This is a genomic window from Azospirillaceae bacterium (genome assembly GCA_028283825.1).
Taxonomy (GTDB): Bacteria; Pseudomonadota; Alphaproteobacteria; order Azospirillales; family Azospirillaceae; genus Nitrospirillum.
The window spans coordinates 1310775-1327255 of the sequence record JAPWJW010000001.1; the positions used below are offsets into that span (position 1 = coordinate 1310775).

Annotated in this window: 17 protein-coding genes and 1 riboswitch; of the genes, 8 read left to right on the forward strand and 9 right to left on the reverse strand. The window is 67.8% G+C overall.

Annotated features, from left to right (window positions below; genetic code table 11):
* The first annotated feature begins 31 nt into the window (after positions 1 to 31).
* Complete coding sequence (locus tag PW843_05290) at positions 32 to 562, forward strand: hypothetical protein (protein ID MDE1146024.1); 531 nt, start codon at positions 32 to 34, stop codon at positions 560 to 562.
* 154 nt (positions 563 to 716) lie between these two features.
* Here PW843_05290 and PW843_05295 read toward each other — a convergent pair whose 3' ends face one another.
* Entirely contained in the window at positions 717 to 1394 is a 678-nt protein-coding gene (locus PW843_05295; GenBank protein ID MDE1146025.1) for a hypothetical protein, read from the reverse strand.
* Positions 1395 to 1711: 317 nt separating this feature from the next.
* On the opposite strand from PW843_05295, the gene PW843_05300 reads away from it, so the two are divergent.
* Entirely contained in the window at positions 1712 to 2443 is a 732-nt protein-coding gene (locus PW843_05300; protein MDE1146026.1) for a 4'-phosphopantetheinyl transferase superfamily protein, read from the forward strand.
* A 4-nt stretch (positions 2444 to 2447) separates the two neighbouring features.
* Here the strand turns inward: PW843_05300 and PW843_05305 are convergent, their stop codons facing one another.
* Positions 2448 to 4541: a TonB-dependent receptor gene (locus PW843_05305; GenBank protein MDE1146027.1), complete on the reverse strand. Its 2094-nt coding sequence runs from the start codon at positions 4539 to 4541 to the stop codon at positions 2448 to 2450.
* 133 nt (positions 4542 to 4674) lie between these two features.
* A riboswitch (cobalamin riboswitch) is annotated at positions 4675 to 4925 on the reverse strand.
* Positions 4926 to 5324: 399 nt separating this feature from the next.
* Here PW843_05305 and PW843_05310 point away from each other — a divergent pair.
* The 3 genes from PW843_05310 (at position 5325) to PW843_05320 (ending at position 7827) form a co-directional block, all read left to right on the forward strand.
* Positions 5325 to 6965 carry a DEAD/DEAH box helicase gene (locus PW843_05310; GenBank protein MDE1146028.1) on the forward strand — a complete coding sequence of 547 codons (1641 nt, stop codon included), beginning with the start codon at positions 5325 to 5327 and terminating at the stop codon, positions 6963 to 6965.
* A 61-nt stretch (positions 6966 to 7026) separates the two neighbouring features.
* Positions 7027 to 7266 (forward strand): hypothetical protein, encoded by a 240-nt coding sequence (locus PW843_05315; GenBank protein ID MDE1146029.1) that lies wholly within the window; start codon positions 7027 to 7029, stop codon positions 7264 to 7266.
* A 129-nt stretch (positions 7267 to 7395) separates the two neighbouring features.
* A complete protein-coding gene (locus PW843_05320) occupies positions 7396 to 7827 on the forward strand; it encodes a DUF2177 family protein (GenBank protein MDE1146030.1) in 432 nt (143 codons plus the stop codon).
* A gap of 155 nt (positions 7828 to 7982) precedes the next feature.
* On the opposite strand, the gene PW843_05325 is transcribed toward PW843_05320, so the two are convergent.
* The 4 genes from PW843_05325 to PW843_05340 form a co-directional block, all read right to left on the reverse strand.
* Entirely contained in the window at positions 7983 to 8468 is a 486-nt protein-coding gene (locus PW843_05325) for a hypothetical protein (GenBank protein MDE1146031.1), read from the reverse strand.
* A gap of 85 nt (positions 8469 to 8553) precedes the next feature.
* Complete coding sequence (locus PW843_05330; GenBank protein MDE1146032.1) at positions 8554 to 9360, reverse strand: DUF1295 domain-containing protein; 807 nt, start codon at positions 9358 to 9360, stop codon at positions 8554 to 8556.
* A gap of 4 nt (positions 9361 to 9364) precedes the next feature.
* Entirely contained in the window at positions 9365 to 10012 is a 648-nt protein-coding gene (locus PW843_05335; GenBank protein MDE1146033.1) for a ChrR family anti-sigma-E factor, read from the reverse strand.
* Between the two features lies 1 nt (position 10013).
* Positions 10014 to 10556: a sigma-70 family RNA polymerase sigma factor gene (locus PW843_05340; GenBank protein MDE1146034.1), complete on the reverse strand. Its 543-nt coding sequence runs from the start codon at positions 10554 to 10556 to the stop codon at positions 10014 to 10016.
* 268 nt (positions 10557 to 10824) lie between these two features.
* Here PW843_05340 and PW843_05345 point away from each other — a divergent pair, with 268 nt between their 5' ends.
* From PW843_05345 to PW843_05355, 3 genes are all read left to right on the forward strand, one after another.
* Positions 10825 to 11688, forward strand: a complete 864-nt coding sequence (locus tag PW843_05345) for a DUF1365 family protein (GenBank protein ID MDE1146035.1) — start codon at positions 10825 to 10827, stop codon at positions 11686 to 11688.
* Positions 11689 to 11703: 15 nt separating this feature from the next.
* Positions 11704 to 12921, forward strand: a complete 1218-nt coding sequence (locus PW843_05350; protein MDE1146036.1) for a cyclopropane-fatty-acyl-phospholipid synthase — start codon at positions 11704 to 11706, stop codon at positions 12919 to 12921.
* 87 nt (positions 12922 to 13008) lie between these two features.
* Complete coding sequence (locus PW843_05355) at positions 13009 to 13779, forward strand: sulfite exporter TauE/SafE family protein (protein MDE1146037.1); 771 nt, start codon at positions 13009 to 13011, stop codon at positions 13777 to 13779.
* A gap of 1 nt (position 13780) precedes the next feature.
* On the opposite strand, the gene PW843_05360 is transcribed toward PW843_05355, so the two are convergent.
* The 3 genes from PW843_05360 to PW843_05370 all read right to left on the reverse strand — a co-directional run bounded on the left by PW843_05360 (position 13781) and on the right by PW843_05370 (position 16462).
* On the reverse strand, positions 13781 to 14200 hold the full coding sequence (locus tag PW843_05360) for an alpha/beta hydrolase (protein ID MDE1146038.1): 420 nt from the start codon (positions 14198 to 14200) through the stop codon (positions 13781 to 13783).
* Positions 14201 to 14518: 318 nt separating this feature from the next.
* Positions 14519 to 15730 (reverse strand): GNAT family N-acetyltransferase, encoded by a 1212-nt coding sequence (locus PW843_05365; protein MDE1146039.1) that lies wholly within the window; start codon positions 15728 to 15730, stop codon positions 14519 to 14521.
* Positions 15731 to 15994: 264 nt separating this feature from the next.
* A complete protein-coding gene (locus PW843_05370) occupies positions 15995 to 16462 on the reverse strand; it encodes a RidA family protein (protein MDE1146040.1) in 468 nt (155 codons plus the stop codon).
* Between the last annotated feature and the right edge of the window lie 19 nt (positions 16463 to 16481).

Sequence of the window (16481 nt, forward strand, 5' to 3'; positions counted from 1 at the left end):
GACGGGTGATGTTAGTTGTTGGCACTAGAGAATGAATGCGGAAAACCCTTCCTCCTCGCTACAATTGAGTAATACTCAGGCTCGATATTGGTTGGAGGTTGTTCAGGTCAGAAGGAATGTATCTTACATCTCTTTGCATTGCAGAAGATCTGAGGCCATCGATAGAAGGTTGGATATATTTGCTGCTGTTTGTGGATCTGGAAGCATAGGTGGCTGGGCGATATGGAGCCAATATCATGTTTTTTGGGCTGTCATTATCGCCCTTTCTCAGGTTTTAACCGCGATTAAGCCGCATCTTCCATATAAAAAGAGAATAAAGTCCCTGTATAAATTGATGTATGATTTGGAAGTGATAGCTCTCAAGGCGGAGGATAGATGGTATGAAATAACAGAGGGGCGAGTTTCTCAGGATTCCATACACAAATACTATATCGATATGAAAAATGATATTAAGGTTTCTGTTAATTCATCATTTGGTGAAAATACTCTTCCCGAAATAAAAGCACTCATTAACAAATCTGATCAAATGGCAACTGAGTATTTTCAATCTAGATGGGGATGATGATGGCGATTGACAAGAAAGTAATCGTGGATCGGCCCGATGTTCGGGGCTCTGTTTTGCCGAGCACCACGTTAAAGATTCCGACTCCCCCTGTGAAACCTCCAGCGGCTCCTAAGAGTGATAAGTCCAGCAGGTAGCGCGTCAAAAGACTCGTTCAGAACGCATACTTCAGCGTGACGCCCACCACGGGGTACCAGCTGTAGTCTTTCACGTCGTCGCGCAATTCCTGGCGTTCATCCTCCAGCTGCTGGTTGAAGCTGGGGGTGGAGGTCACGGGGCCGGTGGCGTCGAGGGAGACGCGGGGTGTGCCGTGGTACATGGCGCCCAGGTCGAAGCCCAGGCGCCAATGGTCGCTGACCGCCCCCTCGTAACCGACGCCGATATAGGGGGAGAAACGGTTGAAGGCGATCTTGCCGTTCAACTGGCCCACCTCGGTCGCGGTGTAGGTGGTGCCGTGGATGGTGTAGGTGCTGTTGGTGGGCGTGCCCTTCAGGTCGACCTCGTTCAGGTTCAGGCGCATGCCGGCGCTGAGGCGCCAGCCATCGCGGAAGGGATGCAGGTCGACCAGCGCGCCGAAGGATTCCAGCGTGGCGTCGCCGTCGTAATGCACGTTGCGCACATCGCGGTTGGCGGAAAATGAGAAACCGTTGCCGTTGATGCGCAGGCCGAACAGGTCATCCAGCCGCGCGCCCGCCTCAAGGCCCAGGCCCAGCGTGCTGATCACCGGGCCCACGCTGTATTCGGGGGTGAATTCATTGGCGGCGATTGCCGGAAGGGCGGCCGAGACGGCGGCCAGAGATATCAGAATGGGCATGAAACGACGGCTGCGCATGGCGTTCTCCCAAAACAGACAATGCAACCTCCGCCTGTGCCGAATAATGCCGGGCCCTGCCCGCCATCATCTGGTGATCAGGCGCTATCCTGTATCGAAGTGGACCAATGGTGACGCAGGTCAACGGGGTAATTCTTCTTCTCAATCTTAGGGTTGCATGCTTCCATTTTGGGATGGCGCCCCAGACATTTGGCTGGGGTGGTCTAGACAACCACGGATTATTGCCGGATTGGGCCTAGTGCCTTGGTCGGCCGACCCGCTTGACAGGCGGCCTTCAAGGCTTTGATCTGACACGCATTCGCTTGAGGACATGTCGAATGCGCGAAGTATCACCCTTGGTCTTGCGGACCCTCTCCCTGGCTGAGGTGGATGCCACCGTTTATGATCGGCTGTGGCGGCTGCTGAATGGGGAGGAGCAGGCCCGGGCCGAGCGGTTCGTATTCGAACGCAACCGCCGGGAGTTCGTGGCGGCGCACGGCCTGACCCGCCTGCTGCTGGGCCGGCTGGCCGGCCGCGACCCGGCCGCCCTGTCGTTCGCGCCCATCACCCCGCAGGGCAAGCCTGGACTGGTCGATGCCCCGCCCGCGCTGGACTTCAACCTGTCGCATACCGATGGCCTGGTGGCCTGTGCCGTCACCCTGGCGCCGGGCGCCCGCGTGGGCCTGGATGTGGAGGATGGCGCCCGCGACGTAGGCGCGGACATTGCCACCCACATGTTTTCGGCCGATGAACTGGCCTGGCTGGATGGGCGGCCTGGCGGCCGCGACGGCCCCGACCTGATGACCTTCTGGACCTTGAAGGAGGCTTACATCAAGGCGCTGGGCATGGGCCTGTCGCTGCCGACCGACAGCTTCAGCATCCTGCCGGCCGCCGCGTCGGGGGACTGGACGCTGGTGCGGCACGACGGGTCGCTGGCGGTGGGGCAGGGGTGCCGCTTCTGGTGCCGCGACCTGCCCAGTGGGCACAAGCTGGCGCTGGCCGTCGTGGCGCCGGAAGACCAGCTCCCCGCCGATCCGGTAATGGGTGAGGGGCTGGCCGACCTGTGGTGAACGGTCAGAACGTCTGGGCGATGGTGAAGCGGAACGAGCGCGGTTCCAGTGGGTGGATGTGCACGTCGGTGACACCATCGGCCGGTTCGCCCTTGAGCCGGTCGGTGTAATAATAATCGGCGGCGTCATCCTTGCTGTCGAACAGGTTGTAGACGCCGACGCCCAAGCGCAGGCCATTGGTAAGCCCGTAATCCAGCGTCAGGTTCCACTCATGATAGCCGGAGGACTGGACGCTGTTGTCCTCGATCAGCGGGTGGGCGCCCAGGTAGCGGAACTCCAGCCCGCCGGACAGGCGGCCTTCCGCCCAGGTGCCGGCCGCCCAGGGCTCGGACCCGCCCCATGAACCCAGATCCTTGAGGTACACGGCCAGCGAGCCGATGAACTTGGGCGCGTCGGGGATGAAGTCGCCGGCCGGGTCGCTGTCGGTATAGCGGGCGTGGCTGAAGGCGACGCTGCCGTAGAACTCCAGCCAGGACCAGGGGGCGTAGGTCGTGTTCAGTTCCAGCCCCCGCCGCCGGCTGGGCCGGCCGGCCTCGGTCTGGCCCACGTCGGCGTCGTAGGTCAGTTCCGAGACGAAATCCATCTGGAAGGCGGTCAGGGTGGCCGTCAGGTTGGGCAGGATGGTGCTGCGGATGCCCACCTCCTCCCCATTGGCCTTGGCGATCAGGGGGGCCGCACCCTGGGTGGCGCCGCGCGCGTCATCACTGTGGAAGCCACGGCCGGCGCTGACGTAGAACTCCGTCCCGTCCCACAGGGTGGCGATGGCGCTGCCCTTGGGCTGGAACAGGCTGGCGGCCACGACGCCGGCATTGGTGCCGTGGACGGTGGCGGTCAGGTAATCCTCGCGCACGCCCACGACGGTGCGCAGCCAGGATGTCCAGCGGCTGGTGTCCTGAAGATAGGCGCCGCCGCCGGCCTCCCGCACATTGTCATTGGTCAGCATGGCCCATGCGATGCGCGCCCTGGTGGCCTGCAGGTCGACATGGACGTCGTCATAGCGGACGTCCATGCCGGTCGTCAGTTCGTGGTCGATGCCCAGGACGGTCAAGGGCAGGGTGTAGGCGACGCCGCTGCCGGTCAGCATGCGGTTTTCGTTCTGGGCGTGCTGGTCACCCATCACCGGGCTGTCGAGGTAATGGGTGAAGTCGTTCCACAGCGTCAGCTGGTTGTTCACCACATAGGCGTTGGCGGTCACCTCGCCGCCGGCCAGCCAGCCCTTCTCCACCGGGGTGGCGAAGGTGCCGGACAGGCCGATGCGCTGGGCGCTACCGCCGTCGGTGGGGTCCAGGGTGCCGTACCGGCCGATCAGGCCTTCCGCGATGGCGCGTTCGGGCTGGTCCGTCGTGGCGTTCCAGGTGGCGCGGTAATACATGGCGGTGACGGTGAAGCCGTCGTCCTTCCCCCCTTGGCTGTAGCGCAATACGGCGTTGCCCTTCTTCAGGTCGTCGGGATGCGTCCAGGGGCCGTCGTAGTGCACCAGCTCACCCCCCGCCATCAGTTGGCCGGCGCCCAGGTCGGTGGTGCCGGCGCTGAAGATCCGCCCATATCCCATGGTGCCCACGGTCAGGGCGGTCTGGGTTGCGACCTCGTTGGCGTAGCCCATCTGGATCGATCCCACGGCGGAGAAATCGCCCTGCGCCGCGAAGTAGGGTCCCTTGGTGTAGCCCAGGCCGCTGGCCAGTTCCGGGATGATGAAATTCATGTCGGTGTAGCCCTGACCGTGGGCATGGGTGCGCATGTTCACCGGCATGCCGTCCACCGACAGGGCCATGTCGGTGCCATGGTCCAGGTTGAAGCCGCGCAGCAGGTACTGGTTGGCCTTGCCCTCGCCGCTGTGGCTGGTGACCACCAGGCCGGGCACGGTCTCCAGGATCTGGCCGACGCGGTAGGCCGGCAGCAGGTCCAGCTCATCCTTCGCCACCACGCCCTGGCTGGAGGTGGTGGCCGTGCCGATCAGGTCGCGCCGGGCGGCGGTGACCACCACTTCATCGCCCGTGGACGCGGCATCGGCGTCGGGCGTGCCGGCATAGGCGGCGGGTGTCAGGGTGATCAGCAGGAAAAGGGATGTGGTTATTCTTTCGGGAACGAAACGACCCATCTTGGTTGGCCTCTTGGCAACGTGACACGTCACCACGGACCAAAGAACGGACATCTCGGCCGACAGCCTGGTTTCCCCAAAGGCCGATGGCGGGTGTCATTCCCCATTGGTGCACCCCGCCCAATGTGCCCGTGCGTGACCACGACGTGACGGCAGGTCTCCTGGCTCACGGGTCACGGCCCTGGGGACACCGCCTTCCCGGAAACCAGCGTGCTGGCCGTCCAGTGGCTTTACCCCGGGCCTTGGAAGGGCGGGGGTGGTGTCGGGCTCACCGTTCACAGTTGCGGGGGCAGCCGCGGCTTTGCGGGGTTTGAGCGCCCCATTACCGCGTTCCCTTTTCATCCCGCCCTTTCGGGTTGGGAAACCGTCGCGCACCCTTCTACGGGGGATTGCGCCACTTGGCAAATGGGGTGTTCGCCCTATTGGGGGAAAGCACGATGGCGCAAGACCTTGTCGATTGCGTGACAACGCCCCTGATCGCGCGGGCATGGCAGCAATACGGGGCCCTTTAAGCGATTTCCCTTGTGCCTGTGACCGCTAGCATCCACTTATGCAGCCTTAAGGAATGGACGATACCGTCCGTTTCCGTGCCGGGCCGCTGGGCCTGGCGGTATCCCTGTGGGTGGCGCGTAGCGGTGGCGGCTTTTTTCTGTCCGTCCCTGTAGCACCCCTGGGCATGCTTCTCCCTTTGGACCACGCCTGCCGGCACGCGCCCGGGCAAGGGCACACCGCGAACCGCGGCCGCAAAAGAGACGGCTGGCGCGACGCCCTAGGATTCCTGTTTTGAGCACTTTCGACACGCTTTCGCTCCGGCCTGAGATTCAGGCCGCTCTGGCCCAATTGGGCCATCACACCGCCACCCCCATCCAGGCCCGTGCCATTCCGCACGCGCTGGAGGGCCGCGACGTCCTGGGCATCGCCCAGACCGGCACCGGCAAGACGGCGGCCTTCACCCTGCCCATCCTGCAGCGCCTGGGGGCCGCGCCGTCGGCCCTGCCGCTGCGCATGCCCCGCGCCCTGATCCTGACCCCGACCCGTGAGTTGGCGGTGCAGATCGGCGAGAGCATCACCAGCTACGGCGTCGGGCTGAAGCTGGCCCACACCGTCATCCTGGGCGGCGTCGGCCAGGGCAGCCAGGTGCGGGCCCTGACCAACGGCGTCGATATCATCGTCGCCACCCCCGGCCGCCTGCTGGACCTGATGACCCAGGGCCATTTGCGCCTGGACAAGGTCGAGGTCCTCGTGCTGGACGAAGCCGACCGCATGCTGGACATGGGCTTCATCCACAGCCTGAAGAAGATCATGGCCAAGCTGCCGGCGGCCCGGCAGACGCTGTTCTTCTCCGCCACCATGCCGGCCGACGTGTCGGAACTGGCCAACAAGATGCTGCGCAACCCCCTGCGGGTGGAGGTGACGCCCGTCTCCACCACCGCCGAGCGGATTGAGCAGAAGGTCATCTTCGTGCCGGCCACGGAAAAGCGCCATGTGCTGGTCGACCTGATCCGCGGCGACACCGGCATGCAGCGCAGCATCGTCTTCACCCGCACCAAGCACGGCGCCAACCGCGTCTCGGCCCAGCTGGAGCAGGCGGGCATCGAGGCAGCGGCCATCCATGGCAACAAGTCACAGAACGCGCGGCAGAAGGCGCTGGACGGTTTCCGCGCCGGCAGCGTGCGGGTGCTGGTCGCGACCGACATCGCGGCGCGCGGCATCGACGTGGACGGCGTCACCCACGTGGTGAACTTCGACCTGCCGAACGAGCCTGAGACCTATGTCCACCGCATCGGCCGCACGGCCCGCGCCGGCGCCTCCGGCGTTGCCGTGTCGCTGTGCGCGGATGGCGAGGAAAAGGGCTTCCTGAAGGACATCGAGAAGCTGATCCGCAAGGCCATCCCGGTGGGTGAGCGTCCGGCCGCCACGCCGCAGGCCGCCGCCGCCCCGGTGTCCCGCCCGCCGTTGGCTGCCGGTGCCCGTCCGTCCCGTGGCGGCAATGGTGGCCAGGCCCAGGGCCGTGGTGGCCGTGGCCAGCCCCGCGCCCAGCAGGCCCGCCCCGCCGGTGACGGCCAGGCGGCGGATGCCCGGCCGCAGGGCCAGCGTCCGGCGCGGACCGAAGGCAACCGCCCGCAAGGGCAGGGTCAGGGCCGTCCCCAGGGGCAGCAGCAGGCGCGTCCGCAGGGGCCGCGTCCCCAGGGTCCCCGCCCGGCTCAGGGGGAGCGTCCCCAGGGCGACCGTCCTCAGGCGCCGCGCCCCCAGGCCCCGCGTCCGCAGGGGCCCCGGCCCGAAGGCCAGCGCAGCGATGCGCCGCGCCCGGTGCGGGATGCCCGCTCCGCGCCGTTCTCGGACTTCGTCGCGGCCCTGAATGCCAACGATGACCAGCAGCCGCAGCAGCGCGAGGGCCGCAACGGCCCGCGCCGTCGCCGCTGAGCCGCCTCGGTCGTTTCCAGTTTTCCAGTTGTGATGGTTCTTAAGGAAAGAGGAGGTCCCCATGGGCCGCAGCAGCAGCAAGCCGAAATCCAAGTCCGTCAACGAATTCGTCCTGTTCGACGTCCTGTATGATGACGGCAGCCGGTCGTCCAACCGCCGGGTGCCCTCGACCGAACTGGGTGGCCTGGATGGCGACGAACCCGCCCGCGCCATCATCGAGGCGCAGGATCGTGAGATCGCCGCCATGTCCGGCAACCCGCGCGGCCGCATCAAGACCCTGACCCGGTCGCCGATCCGCTGACGGCCGGTGCTGATCCGTCCGGATCGATTGCCCGTATTGACGAACGCCCCGTGGTTCCGGCCCCGGGGCGTTTTGTTTTTGACGGGACGCCTGGGGGCGGCCCACCCTGGTCGGGCGGAAGGAGAGCACATGGCATCCCTGACACGGCCCCTGGCCACCAACATCGCGGCCTACGCCACCAGTCTGGTGGTGTTCCTGGGCCTGGATGCGGTGTGGCTGACCCTGACGGCCGACATCTATCGCGGCACCCTGGGCGACATGGTGGCGGGGCAGGCGCGGCTGGTGCCGGCGGTGCTGTTCTATCTGCTGGACGTGGCCGGCATCGTCTTCTTCTGCATCCGGCCCGCCCTGGCGCAGGCATCCGGACGGGTGCGACCGGCGCTGGTGAAGGGCGCGTTGTTCGGTTTCTTCACCTATGCCACCTACGATTTGACCAACTATGCCACCCTGCGCATCTGGACGGCCGGCATCACCGCGCTGGACATGGCCTGGGGCACGGCGCTGACCGCCGTCGCGGCGGGGGCGGGCTATCTGGCCGCGCGCCATATACGCGGCATTTGAACGGGGCCGTTCAAATGCGCCCTCAGGCGCCGGGCGCCAGCATCCGCTGGCTTGGCTGATCCTCGCTTTCCAGTCCGCCTCTGGCTCCCCGGAATGCTCCGGCGGACGCCGTCGCGTCCTACAGCGACACGAATCAAAACTTCGGGCCGCTGGATCTATTTCAGCAGGAAGCTGTAGGGCCGGCCGTTGGATGTGCGGTTGACGATCTGGCCCGGGGTATATTCGAAGGTGTCGTCCAGCAGGACGCGGGTGTAGACGGGCTTGCCCACCATGGCCAGCGGCGCCACGTCCGCCAGTTCGTAATGCAGGTGCACCTTGTTGCCGTCCATGACGGTGACCACGGTGACATCGCCGCCGAAGCAAACCTGGCCGTTGAACTTGGCGCGGACGTAATAGGTGTCGCGTCCGTCCATCAGCACGGATGATTCAATCCGGCGGATTTCCACCGGCGTCAGCGGTACCTCAAGCCGGTACATGGAAATGAGGTCGGTGCCGGTGGGGCGGCTGGTGTGCAGGGTCAGCGCGCAGGCCGCCTGCAACAGCTTCTGATCGGGGCCGGGGCCCGTCTCATCCCCGCCGCCGCAGCCGGCCAGGGCCAGGCCTGCCAGCAGCGCCATGCCCGCACTTTTCAGATACCGCATCCTGTCATCCCCCGCGCCATCGTCCACCCCAGCTATCGAATGGCCGCCGGCGCCGGTCAAGGACCATTGTGCTGGCCTTGGGAAGCTAACCCTTTGGCGGCAGGGGGAAGAAGGCGCTGGTCCGCCGTTGATAGTCGGCGAAGGCCGCCCCCCGGGACCGCGCCATGTGCGCCTCCAGATGCGGGATGCCGGAGACATGGACCAGCAGCCAATACATGATCGCCGGCCCGCCGAACGCCAGCCAGCCCCAGGGCCACACGCCGTCAGGACCCGGCGCCAGGGCGAAGCAGGGATAGGCCAGCCACCCCAGCCATTCGAAGAAATAGTTGGGATGGCGCGACCAGCGCCATAGGCCGGTGTCGCAGACCTTGCCATGGCCGCCCGTGCGGCGGAACCGCGCCAGTTGCGCATCCGCCAGCCCTTCGCCCAGCACGGCGGCCAGCAGGACCAGCGTGCCCAGGACATCCGGGATGCCCAGGCCGGGCGCCGGGTTGCGGGCGGCGAGATAGAGGGGGACCATCAGCAGGGCCGCCGCCACGGCTTGGGCTTGCAGAAACCAGAACATGCGGCGGGGGGCCGCGGCACCCCAGTCCTGGGTCAACTGCGCATAGCGGGGATCATCGCCGGCGCCCCGTGTGCGCAAGGCGATGTGCGTTCCCAGCCGCGCCGACCACAGGAAGATCAGCGTGCCCACCAGCACCTGGCGCGGGCTGGCGGCATCCTGTCCATTCAGCGGGACCAGGGCCACCGCCACCCCGCCCAACCCCATGGCGAAGGACCAGCAGGTGTCCACCCAGCCCGATGCCCGTGTCGCCTGTTGCAGGCCCCAGGCCAGCGCCATGGCGGCGCTCAAGGCCGCCGCGACGATGATGCCCAGCGCCGCGATGCCCATGGCGCTACAACCCGACCAGGGGCTGGACCAGGCGGCCCAGCAGGCCGTGGATGCGCAGGCGGCCGCGCACGGCGATCAGGCAGAGGCAGTCGCCGTCCTGCCGGCCGACGGTGGGTTCATGGTCCACGCCCGCGTCCAGCTCCACCATGTCGCCGGGACCGAAGCGGCCCAGGCTGTCGCTGAAGGCGCCCTGGATGACACAGGTGTATTCCAACCCGCGATGGCCGTGCAGGGGGATGGCCATGCCCGGTTTCACCCGGAACAGCATGACCTTGTAGCCCTGGCGGGGGTCCACCCGCACGGCGCGGCCCCGGATGCCGGGCGCCACCAGGCGCCAGGGGCCCAGGTGCCGATGGCGCAGGGTGGCGGGAAGCGTGGGGTCGGCATCCGGGACGGACGCGGTGCCGGTTTCCCCCGCCAGCTTCTCCAGTGTGCGCTCCAGCGCGTCCGGCGCCATGGCGGCGGGGGGCAGGGTGTCCAGCAGGGCGCCGCCCAGCGCCTCCAGCCCTTGCGCCCGGCGGCGGCATAGGGGGCAGAAGTCCAGGTGCGTGGCCACGACCAGGGCAGGGCCGTCGTCCAGCGTGCCGGCGGCATGGCGCGCCAGCAGGTCGCCGCCGGGATGATGGGTGGGCAATTGATGGATGGGGCTCATGTCAGACATCGTCGATCAGCCCGCGCAGACGGTTCATGGCCAGGCGTAGGCGCGACTTCACGGTGCCGAGCGGAATGCCCAGGCGCTGGGCGATATCGGGATGGGGCGCATCCTCGAAGAAGGACAGGCGCACCACCGCCAACTGGTCTGGCGGCAGGCTGTCCAGGGTGGCGCGCAGACGCCCCGCCAGTTCGGCCGCACCGACGATGGTGTCGGCCTGTTCCGGTTCCGGGGGAAGCAGCGGTTCCTGCGCCACCGCCTTGTCGCCGGCCCGATCGCGGCGCAGGGCATCGACACGCAGGTTGCGGGCGATGGTGAAGATCCAGGTGCTGGCGGCGGCGCGGGCCGGGTCGAAGAAGGCGGCCTTGCGCCAGACGGTCAGCATCGCCTCCTGCGCCAGTTCCTCCGCCACCATCGGCGGCACGCCGCTGCCGGCCAGATAGCTTTTGATGCGGGGGGCGAAATGCCGGAACAGGGCGGCGAAGGCGGCGCGGTCACCCTGGGTGGCGATGGCCAGCAGGTGCCGGGCGTGTATGTCCGTCACCCCCAATCGCGCCGCCGGCCCAGGTTCCGTGCCCTCAACCGTCACTGACGCGGCCCCGACAACCGTTCCGACAAGAGACCATGCACCACCCGGCGCGCCCGGCGTGCGGGCGCCGGCGTGGCGTCTGTCAAAGGGGCGTGGGCGAAGGGTGTCATGCATGCCATCCTATACGAACCACGGCTGGATCGGATCACCCGTCCCGCGTGACTGATCCGATATTCACCTTGGGTCGTATAGGGGTCGAAAGCGTCAACGGGACGGCAGGGCCATGAAAATTCCCCGTGGGGACAGGGCTGGGCGGGACGATACGGCCGACGGCTTGCGCAGCGCCATCTACCGGGGGGCGGTCGTCCACCATCGCACCTGGCCGCGCCGCCACCATCTGCGTTATCGCCTGTGGACGCTGCTGCTGGACCTGGATGAGGTGCCGGCGCTGCATCGGCACCTGCGCTGCTTCTCCCATAACCGTTTCAACCTGCTGTCCTTTCATGATGCCGACCATGGCGACGGATCGGGGCGGCCGCTGGGTGACCAGGTCGCGCGGCTGCTGGCCGATGCCCGGGTCGACTATGACGGCGGCTCCATCCGGTTGTGGTGCATGCCCCGGGTGCTGGGGCACGTGTTCAACCCGCTGAGCGTCTATTTCTGCCACCGCCGCGACGGCATGCTGTGCGCCCTGGTGCATGAGGTGAACAACACCTTCGGTCAGCGCCACAGCTATGTGGTGCCGGTGCCGGACGGCACGCCGCCGGACGCGGTGCTGCGCCAGCACTGCGCCAAGCGGTTCCATGTCTCCCCCTTCCTCGACATGGACATGAGTTACGATTTTCGCGTGGCGCCGCCAGGGGATGGCATGACCGTCGCCATCCAGGCGCGGGCGCCGGACCGGGCGGCGGCGGTGCTGTCCGCCAGCTTCATCGGCCGCCGCCACGCCCTGACGGATACGGAACTGGTGTCCGCCTGGATGGCGCACCCCCTGCTGACGCTGAAGGTCGTGGCCGCCATCCATTGGGAGGCCCTGCGGCTGTTGCTGAAGGGCGTCGGCTTCCGCCGTAGCCCACCGCCGCCGGCCAGGGCCTACACCCTGGGTGACCCGGTGCCGGGCTCCGCTCCCGCCGAAACCCGCCTTTAAGGAATCCGCACCGCCATGCCCCTCGACGCGCCCGCCCTTGAGCCGCAGCCCCGCCCCGCCACCGGTTTGGCCGGCGCCTTGCTGTCGCGTCTGATGGCGGCGCTGGCGGTGGGCCGGGTGACGGTGATCCTGCCGGACGGCCGCACCCTGTCGCACCAGGCGGCGCAACCGGGGCCGGCGGGCACGCTGGTGCTGCACCGCTGGCGGGCGCTGGGCCGCATGGTGACCGGCGGCGACATCGCCTTCGCGGAGGCCTACGCCGATGGCGACTGGTCCAGCCCCGACCTGCCGGCCCTGCTGGAACTGGCGGCCCGCAACATCGCCGCGTTGGACGACGCCATGGCCGGCCTGGCGCCGGCCCGTCTGCTCAACCGCCTGTTCCACTGGCGGCGGCCCAATTCCCGGGGCGGCAGCCGGCGCAACATCATGGCGCACTACGATCTGGGCAACGCCTTCTACGCCCGCTGGCTGGACCGGGGCATGAGTTATTCCTCCGCCCTTTACACCGGTGCCGACCAGACGCTGGAGGCGGCGCAGGAGGCCAAGCTGGACCGTGTCGTAGACCTGCTGGACCTGGCCGGCGCCGACCGGGTGCTGGAGATCGGCTGCGGCTGGGGCGCGTTGGCGGAGCGCATGGCGCGCCAAGGCTGCCACGTCACCGGCCTGACCTTGTCGCCGGCCCAACTGGCGGCGGCGCAGGATCGGCTGATCGACGCCGACCTGGGCGGTCGGGCCGATTTACGATTGCAGGATTATCGCGATATCACAGGCACTTACGACCGCATCGTCTCCATCGAGATGCTGGAGGCGGTGGGCGAGCGTTACTGGCCCGCCTATTTCCGCACCCTGCGCGGGCGCCTGGCCCACGACGGCGTCGCCGTGCTGCAGGTCATCACCATCGACGAGGCGCGCTTCGACCGGTATCGGCGCGAGGTGGACTTCATCCAGCGCCATGTCTTTCCCGGCGGCATGCTGCCGTCGCCCACGCGCCTGGCGCAGGAGGCTGCGGCCGCCGGCCTGCGGGTGCAGTCGGCGATGACCTTCGGCGACAGCTACGCCCGCACCCTGGCGGAATGGCGCCGTCGCTTCCACGACGCCTGGGACGACATCCAGGCCATGGGATTTCCGCCCCGTTTTCGGCAATTATGGGACTATTATCTGGCGTATTGCGAAGCGGGCTTCCGCGCCGGCCTGATCGACGTCGGCCTCTATCGCCTGGTGCCCGCCGTTTAGCTAATTCGGACGGAACTGATCCGGATCAAGTGATGCGGCCGGCACATCGTTTATGGATGGGGCGTGAACGCAGCCGGACATCGCGCCATGCATGACCACCTGACCCTGATGCAATCCTCCCCCCTCAGCCTGCCGGCCTTGATGGCGGCGCTGTTCATGGCCGGGCTGACGGGCGGCTTCGGCCATTGCGTGGGCATGTGCGGCCCCTTCGTGCTGGCCCAGGTCGGCGCGGGCAAGGACGGGGGACCGTCCCTGGTGCGGGCCGGCGGCGCCCTGCTGCTGCCCTATCATCTGGGCCGGCTGACGACCTATTCAGCACTGGGCGCGGTGGCCGGCGGGCTGTCGGGCCTGATGGTGCAGGTGCCGGCCTACCGCTGGCTGCTGGCGGCCTTCCTGGCCATCGCGGCCTTGCTGTTCCTGCGCCAGGGGTTGGCGGGGCTGGGGCGCATGGCGCCGCGCCTGGTGCACTGGCTGCCCAGCGGCCGGTTCAGCCTGGCCACCCGGGGGGCGGCGCGGCTGATGGGGGCGCTGTCCCGGCCCCTGCGCCCCCTGTTCGCCAATCCGCGCGGTCTCAACGGTTATTTCCTGGGCGTGCTGCTGGGCTTCATCCCCTGCGGCATGGTCTACGCCGCCCTGGCGGGGGCGGTGGGCAGCGGCTCGGCCCCGGCGGGCGCCCTGGCGCTGGTGGCCTTCGGACTGGGCACCGTGCCCAGCCTGCTGACGGTGGCCGTGGCCGGCCGGGCGGTGGGGCGGCAGTTCGCGGACCTTGCCGCCTGGGTGACGCCGCCCCTGATGCTGATCAACGCGGCCCTGTTGCTCAGCCTGGCCTTCGGCGTGCTGGACAAGACACCGGTCTAACTCACGCGCTGCACAGCGCGCGGGCGCGGTCGATGGCCGCCAGCACCGCCTTGCGTTGAGTCCAGGGCAGGAAGTGGCCGGCCCCCGCCAGCGTCCGCACCTCCACCGTGGCGCCGGTCAAATGGCGGCGCAGGTAATCGACGTTGCCATAGGGCGATTCCCGGTCGGCGGTGCCGTGCAGGATGACGACGGGGCAGCGCAGCTGGGGCAGGTCGCGGGCAAGCGCGCGCAACTCCGGCGCTATGGTCAGCAGTTCGCGGTTGGCGTTGCGCAAGGGGCGGGGCAACAGGCGGCGCCAGGGCTCCCGGTCCGCCCAGGGCTGCAAGGGGTGCTGGTGTTCCAGGCCCGGATCGAAGGACGTCGCCACCAGCACCAGGGCCGCCACCCGCGCCGGCTGGTCCAGCGCCAGGCGCGCCACCACCGGGGCCGCCCATGGAATGGCCCACCAGGATGGCCGGCGGGTTGGCGGGGTTCAGCGACAGCAGCGGTGCCAGGCGCCCGGCCTGGGCCCTCAACCCCACCAGCGCCTCGGCCGGCGGGCTGTGACCGAAGCCCGGCCGGTCGGGCGACAGCAGCGACAGCCCAGGCGGGCCGTGGCGCAGGAACCAGCGCCAGCCCTTGGCGCTGCCCGGCGTGCCGTGCACCATGATCACCGGCCGTGCCGCCTGTTCCACCGGGTCGGGACCTGCGGCCAGCACGCTGAGGCCGTGGCCTCCCACCGTCAGGCGGCGCACGCCATTCATGCGGGGTCGTTTTCGGTGGAGCGATAGGGGCTCTCGGCCGTCAGCGCTTCGATATCCGCGGCCACGCCCTCGCGTTCCCGGTCCACGAAGTCGGCCACGGCGCGGCGCAGGCCCGGGTCGGCGATGTAATGGGCGCTGTAGGTGGTGACGGGCAGATAGCCGCGCTGCACCTTGTGTTCGCCCTGCGCTCCCGCCTCCACCCGCTTCAGCCCCCGTTGGATGGCGAAGTCGATGGCGCGGTAATAGCACGCCTCGAAATGCAGGAAGGGATAGTCGCCGGCCGACCCCCAGTTGCGGCCATAGAGGGTGTCGCCGCCGAACAGGTTCAGGGCGCCGCCCACCCAGGTGGGGCGGCCCCGGGCGTCGGGCCGCGCCGGGTCGCGCGCCAGGATCAGCAGCACGCTGTCCGCCATCTCCGCCCCCAGCCGATGGAAGAAATCTTCCGTCAGGTAGGCCCATCCCCATTTGCGGTCGCTGGTGGCGTTGTACAGGTGGAAGAAGGCGTCCCAATGTTCCGGCAAGATGTCGGCGCCGGTCAGGGCCAGTATCTCCACCCCGCTATCGGCCACCGCCTGGCGTTCCTTGCGTACCGCCTTGCGCTTGCGGCTGCTGAAGGCGGCCAGGAAATCGTCGAAATCGCGATAGCCCCGGTTTTCCCAATGGTACTGGATGCCGTGGCGGTCCAGCCAGCCGGCCCCGGTCAGGGCGGCGCGGTCGGTCCCGTCGGGGAAGGTGACGTGGGCGGAGGACAGCTTGTTGTCCTGCACGGCGCGGCGCAGGGCCGCGACCAGATGGCGGCGCACGGCATCCGGATCAGGGCAGTTGGGATCGGCCAACAGGCGCGGGCCGGTCACCGGCGTGAAGGGGACGGAAACCTGGAGCTTGGGGTAATACTCCCCGCCCGCCTTTTCATAGGCGTTGGCCCAGCCCTGGTCGAAGACGTATTCGCCATAGGAATGGGATTTCAGGTACATCGGCGCCGCCCCCACCAGGCGGCCCTGGGCGTCGCGGATGGTCAGGTGCTGCGGCAGCCAGCCGGCCTTGCGCCCGACGGAACCGCTGTCCTCGAGTATCCTCAGGAAGGCGTGCCGGGTGAAGGGATGGTCGGTACCGGCCAACCGGTCCCAATCCTCGGCAATCAGCGCATCGATACGCGGCGCCACGCCCACCTTCAGGCCAGCGGCCCAGTCGTTATCACCATCTGCCATCACGCTGCCCATTCCGGTCGGCACCCAGGCTAATAGTCGGGTGCCGGCCGGTGTTTAACAAGGGGTGTGGCCAAAGGGGGCCGCTGTCGCGACCTTATACGCGCGGCCTTTGATCGTGACCGACCAAAGGCCCCCTCAGGCGCCGGGCGCCAGCATCCGCTGGCTTGGCTATCCTCGTTCTGCCCTGCGGTGCTCACTCCGGGGCTGGCGGTCGCCAGCCTCCAGCGACACGAGTCAACGTTTCGTGCCGCTGGTATTAAGCCCTTACACCACTTCCAGAATGGCCTCGACCTCAACGGCCACGCCCAGCGGCAATGCTGCGGCGCTGACGGCGGAGCGGGCGTGGCGGCCGGCGTCGCCGAACACCTGGACGAAGGTTTCGGACGCGCCGTTGATCACCTTGGGCTGGTCGGTGAAGTCGCCGGTGGAATTGACGAAGCCCACCAGCTTGACCACGCGCACCACGCGGTCCAGGTCGCCGCCCAGGGCCGCCTTGGCCTGGGCGATCAGGTTCAGGGCGCACAGGCGGGCCGCTTCCACGCCCTGTTCCACCGTGAAGGTGTCGCCCAGCTTGCCGACGCAGCGCAGCTCACCATTCCAGAACGGCACCTGGCCGGACAGGAACAGGGTGTTGCCGGTCTGCACGGCCGGGACGTAGGCCGCCACCGGGATGGCCGGGGTCGGCAGCTCGATGGCGAGTTCTTTCAGACGGGCGTCGATACGGCCGGCCATGGTTTCCTCCTGGGTTGGG

What these genes read in the sequence shown, in the direction of transcription:
- PW843_05290 (MDE1146024.1), top strand. Translation starts at nt 32, where the DNA reads ATGAATGCGGAAAACCCTTCCTCCTCGCTACAATTGAGTAATACTCAG.
- PW843_05295 (MDE1146025.1), bottom strand. Translation starts at nt 1,394, where the DNA reads ATGCGCAGCCGTCGTTTCATGCCCATTCTGATATCTCTGGCCGCCGTC.
- PW843_05300 (MDE1146026.1), top strand. Translation starts at nt 1,712, where the DNA reads ATGCGCGAAGTATCACCCTTGGTCTTGCGGACCCTCTCCCTGGCTGAG.
- PW843_05305 (MDE1146027.1), bottom strand. Translation starts at nt 4,541, where the DNA reads ATGGGTCGTTTCGTTCCCGAAAGAATAACCACATCCCTTTTCCTGCTG.
- PW843_05315 (MDE1146029.1), top strand. Translation starts at nt 7,027, where the DNA reads ATGGGCCGCAGCAGCAGCAAGCCGAAATCCAAGTCCGTCAACGAATTC.
- PW843_05320 (MDE1146030.1), top strand. Translation starts at nt 7,396, where the DNA reads ATGGCATCCCTGACACGGCCCCTGGCCACCAACATCGCGGCCTACGCC.
- PW843_05325 (MDE1146031.1), bottom strand. Translation starts at nt 8,468, where the DNA reads ATGCGGTATCTGAAAAGTGCGGGCATGGCGCTGCTGGCAGGCCTGGCC.
- PW843_05330 (MDE1146032.1), bottom strand. Translation starts at nt 9,360, where the DNA reads ATGGGCATCGCGGCGCTGGGCATCATCGTCGCGGCGGCCTTGAGCGCC.
- PW843_05335 (MDE1146033.1), bottom strand. Translation starts at nt 10,012, where the DNA reads ATGAGCCCCATCCATCAATTGCCCACCCATCATCCCGGCGGCGACCTG.
- PW843_05345 (MDE1146035.1), top strand. Translation starts at nt 10,825, where the DNA reads ATGAAAATTCCCCGTGGGGACAGGGCTGGGCGGGACGATACGGCCGAC.
- PW843_05350 (MDE1146036.1), top strand. Translation starts at nt 11,704, where the DNA reads ATGCCCCTCGACGCGCCCGCCCTTGAGCCGCAGCCCCGCCCCGCCACC.
- PW843_05355 (MDE1146037.1), top strand. Translation starts at nt 13,009, where the DNA reads ATGCATGACCACCTGACCCTGATGCAATCCTCCCCCCTCAGCCTGCCG.
- PW843_05365 (MDE1146039.1), bottom strand. Translation starts at nt 15,730, where the DNA reads ATGGCAGATGGTGATAACGACTGGGCCGCTGGCCTGAAGGTGGGCGTG.
- PW843_05370 (MDE1146040.1), bottom strand. Translation starts at nt 16,462, where the DNA reads ATGGCCGGCCGTATCGACGCCCGTCTGAAAGAACTCGCCATCGAGCTG.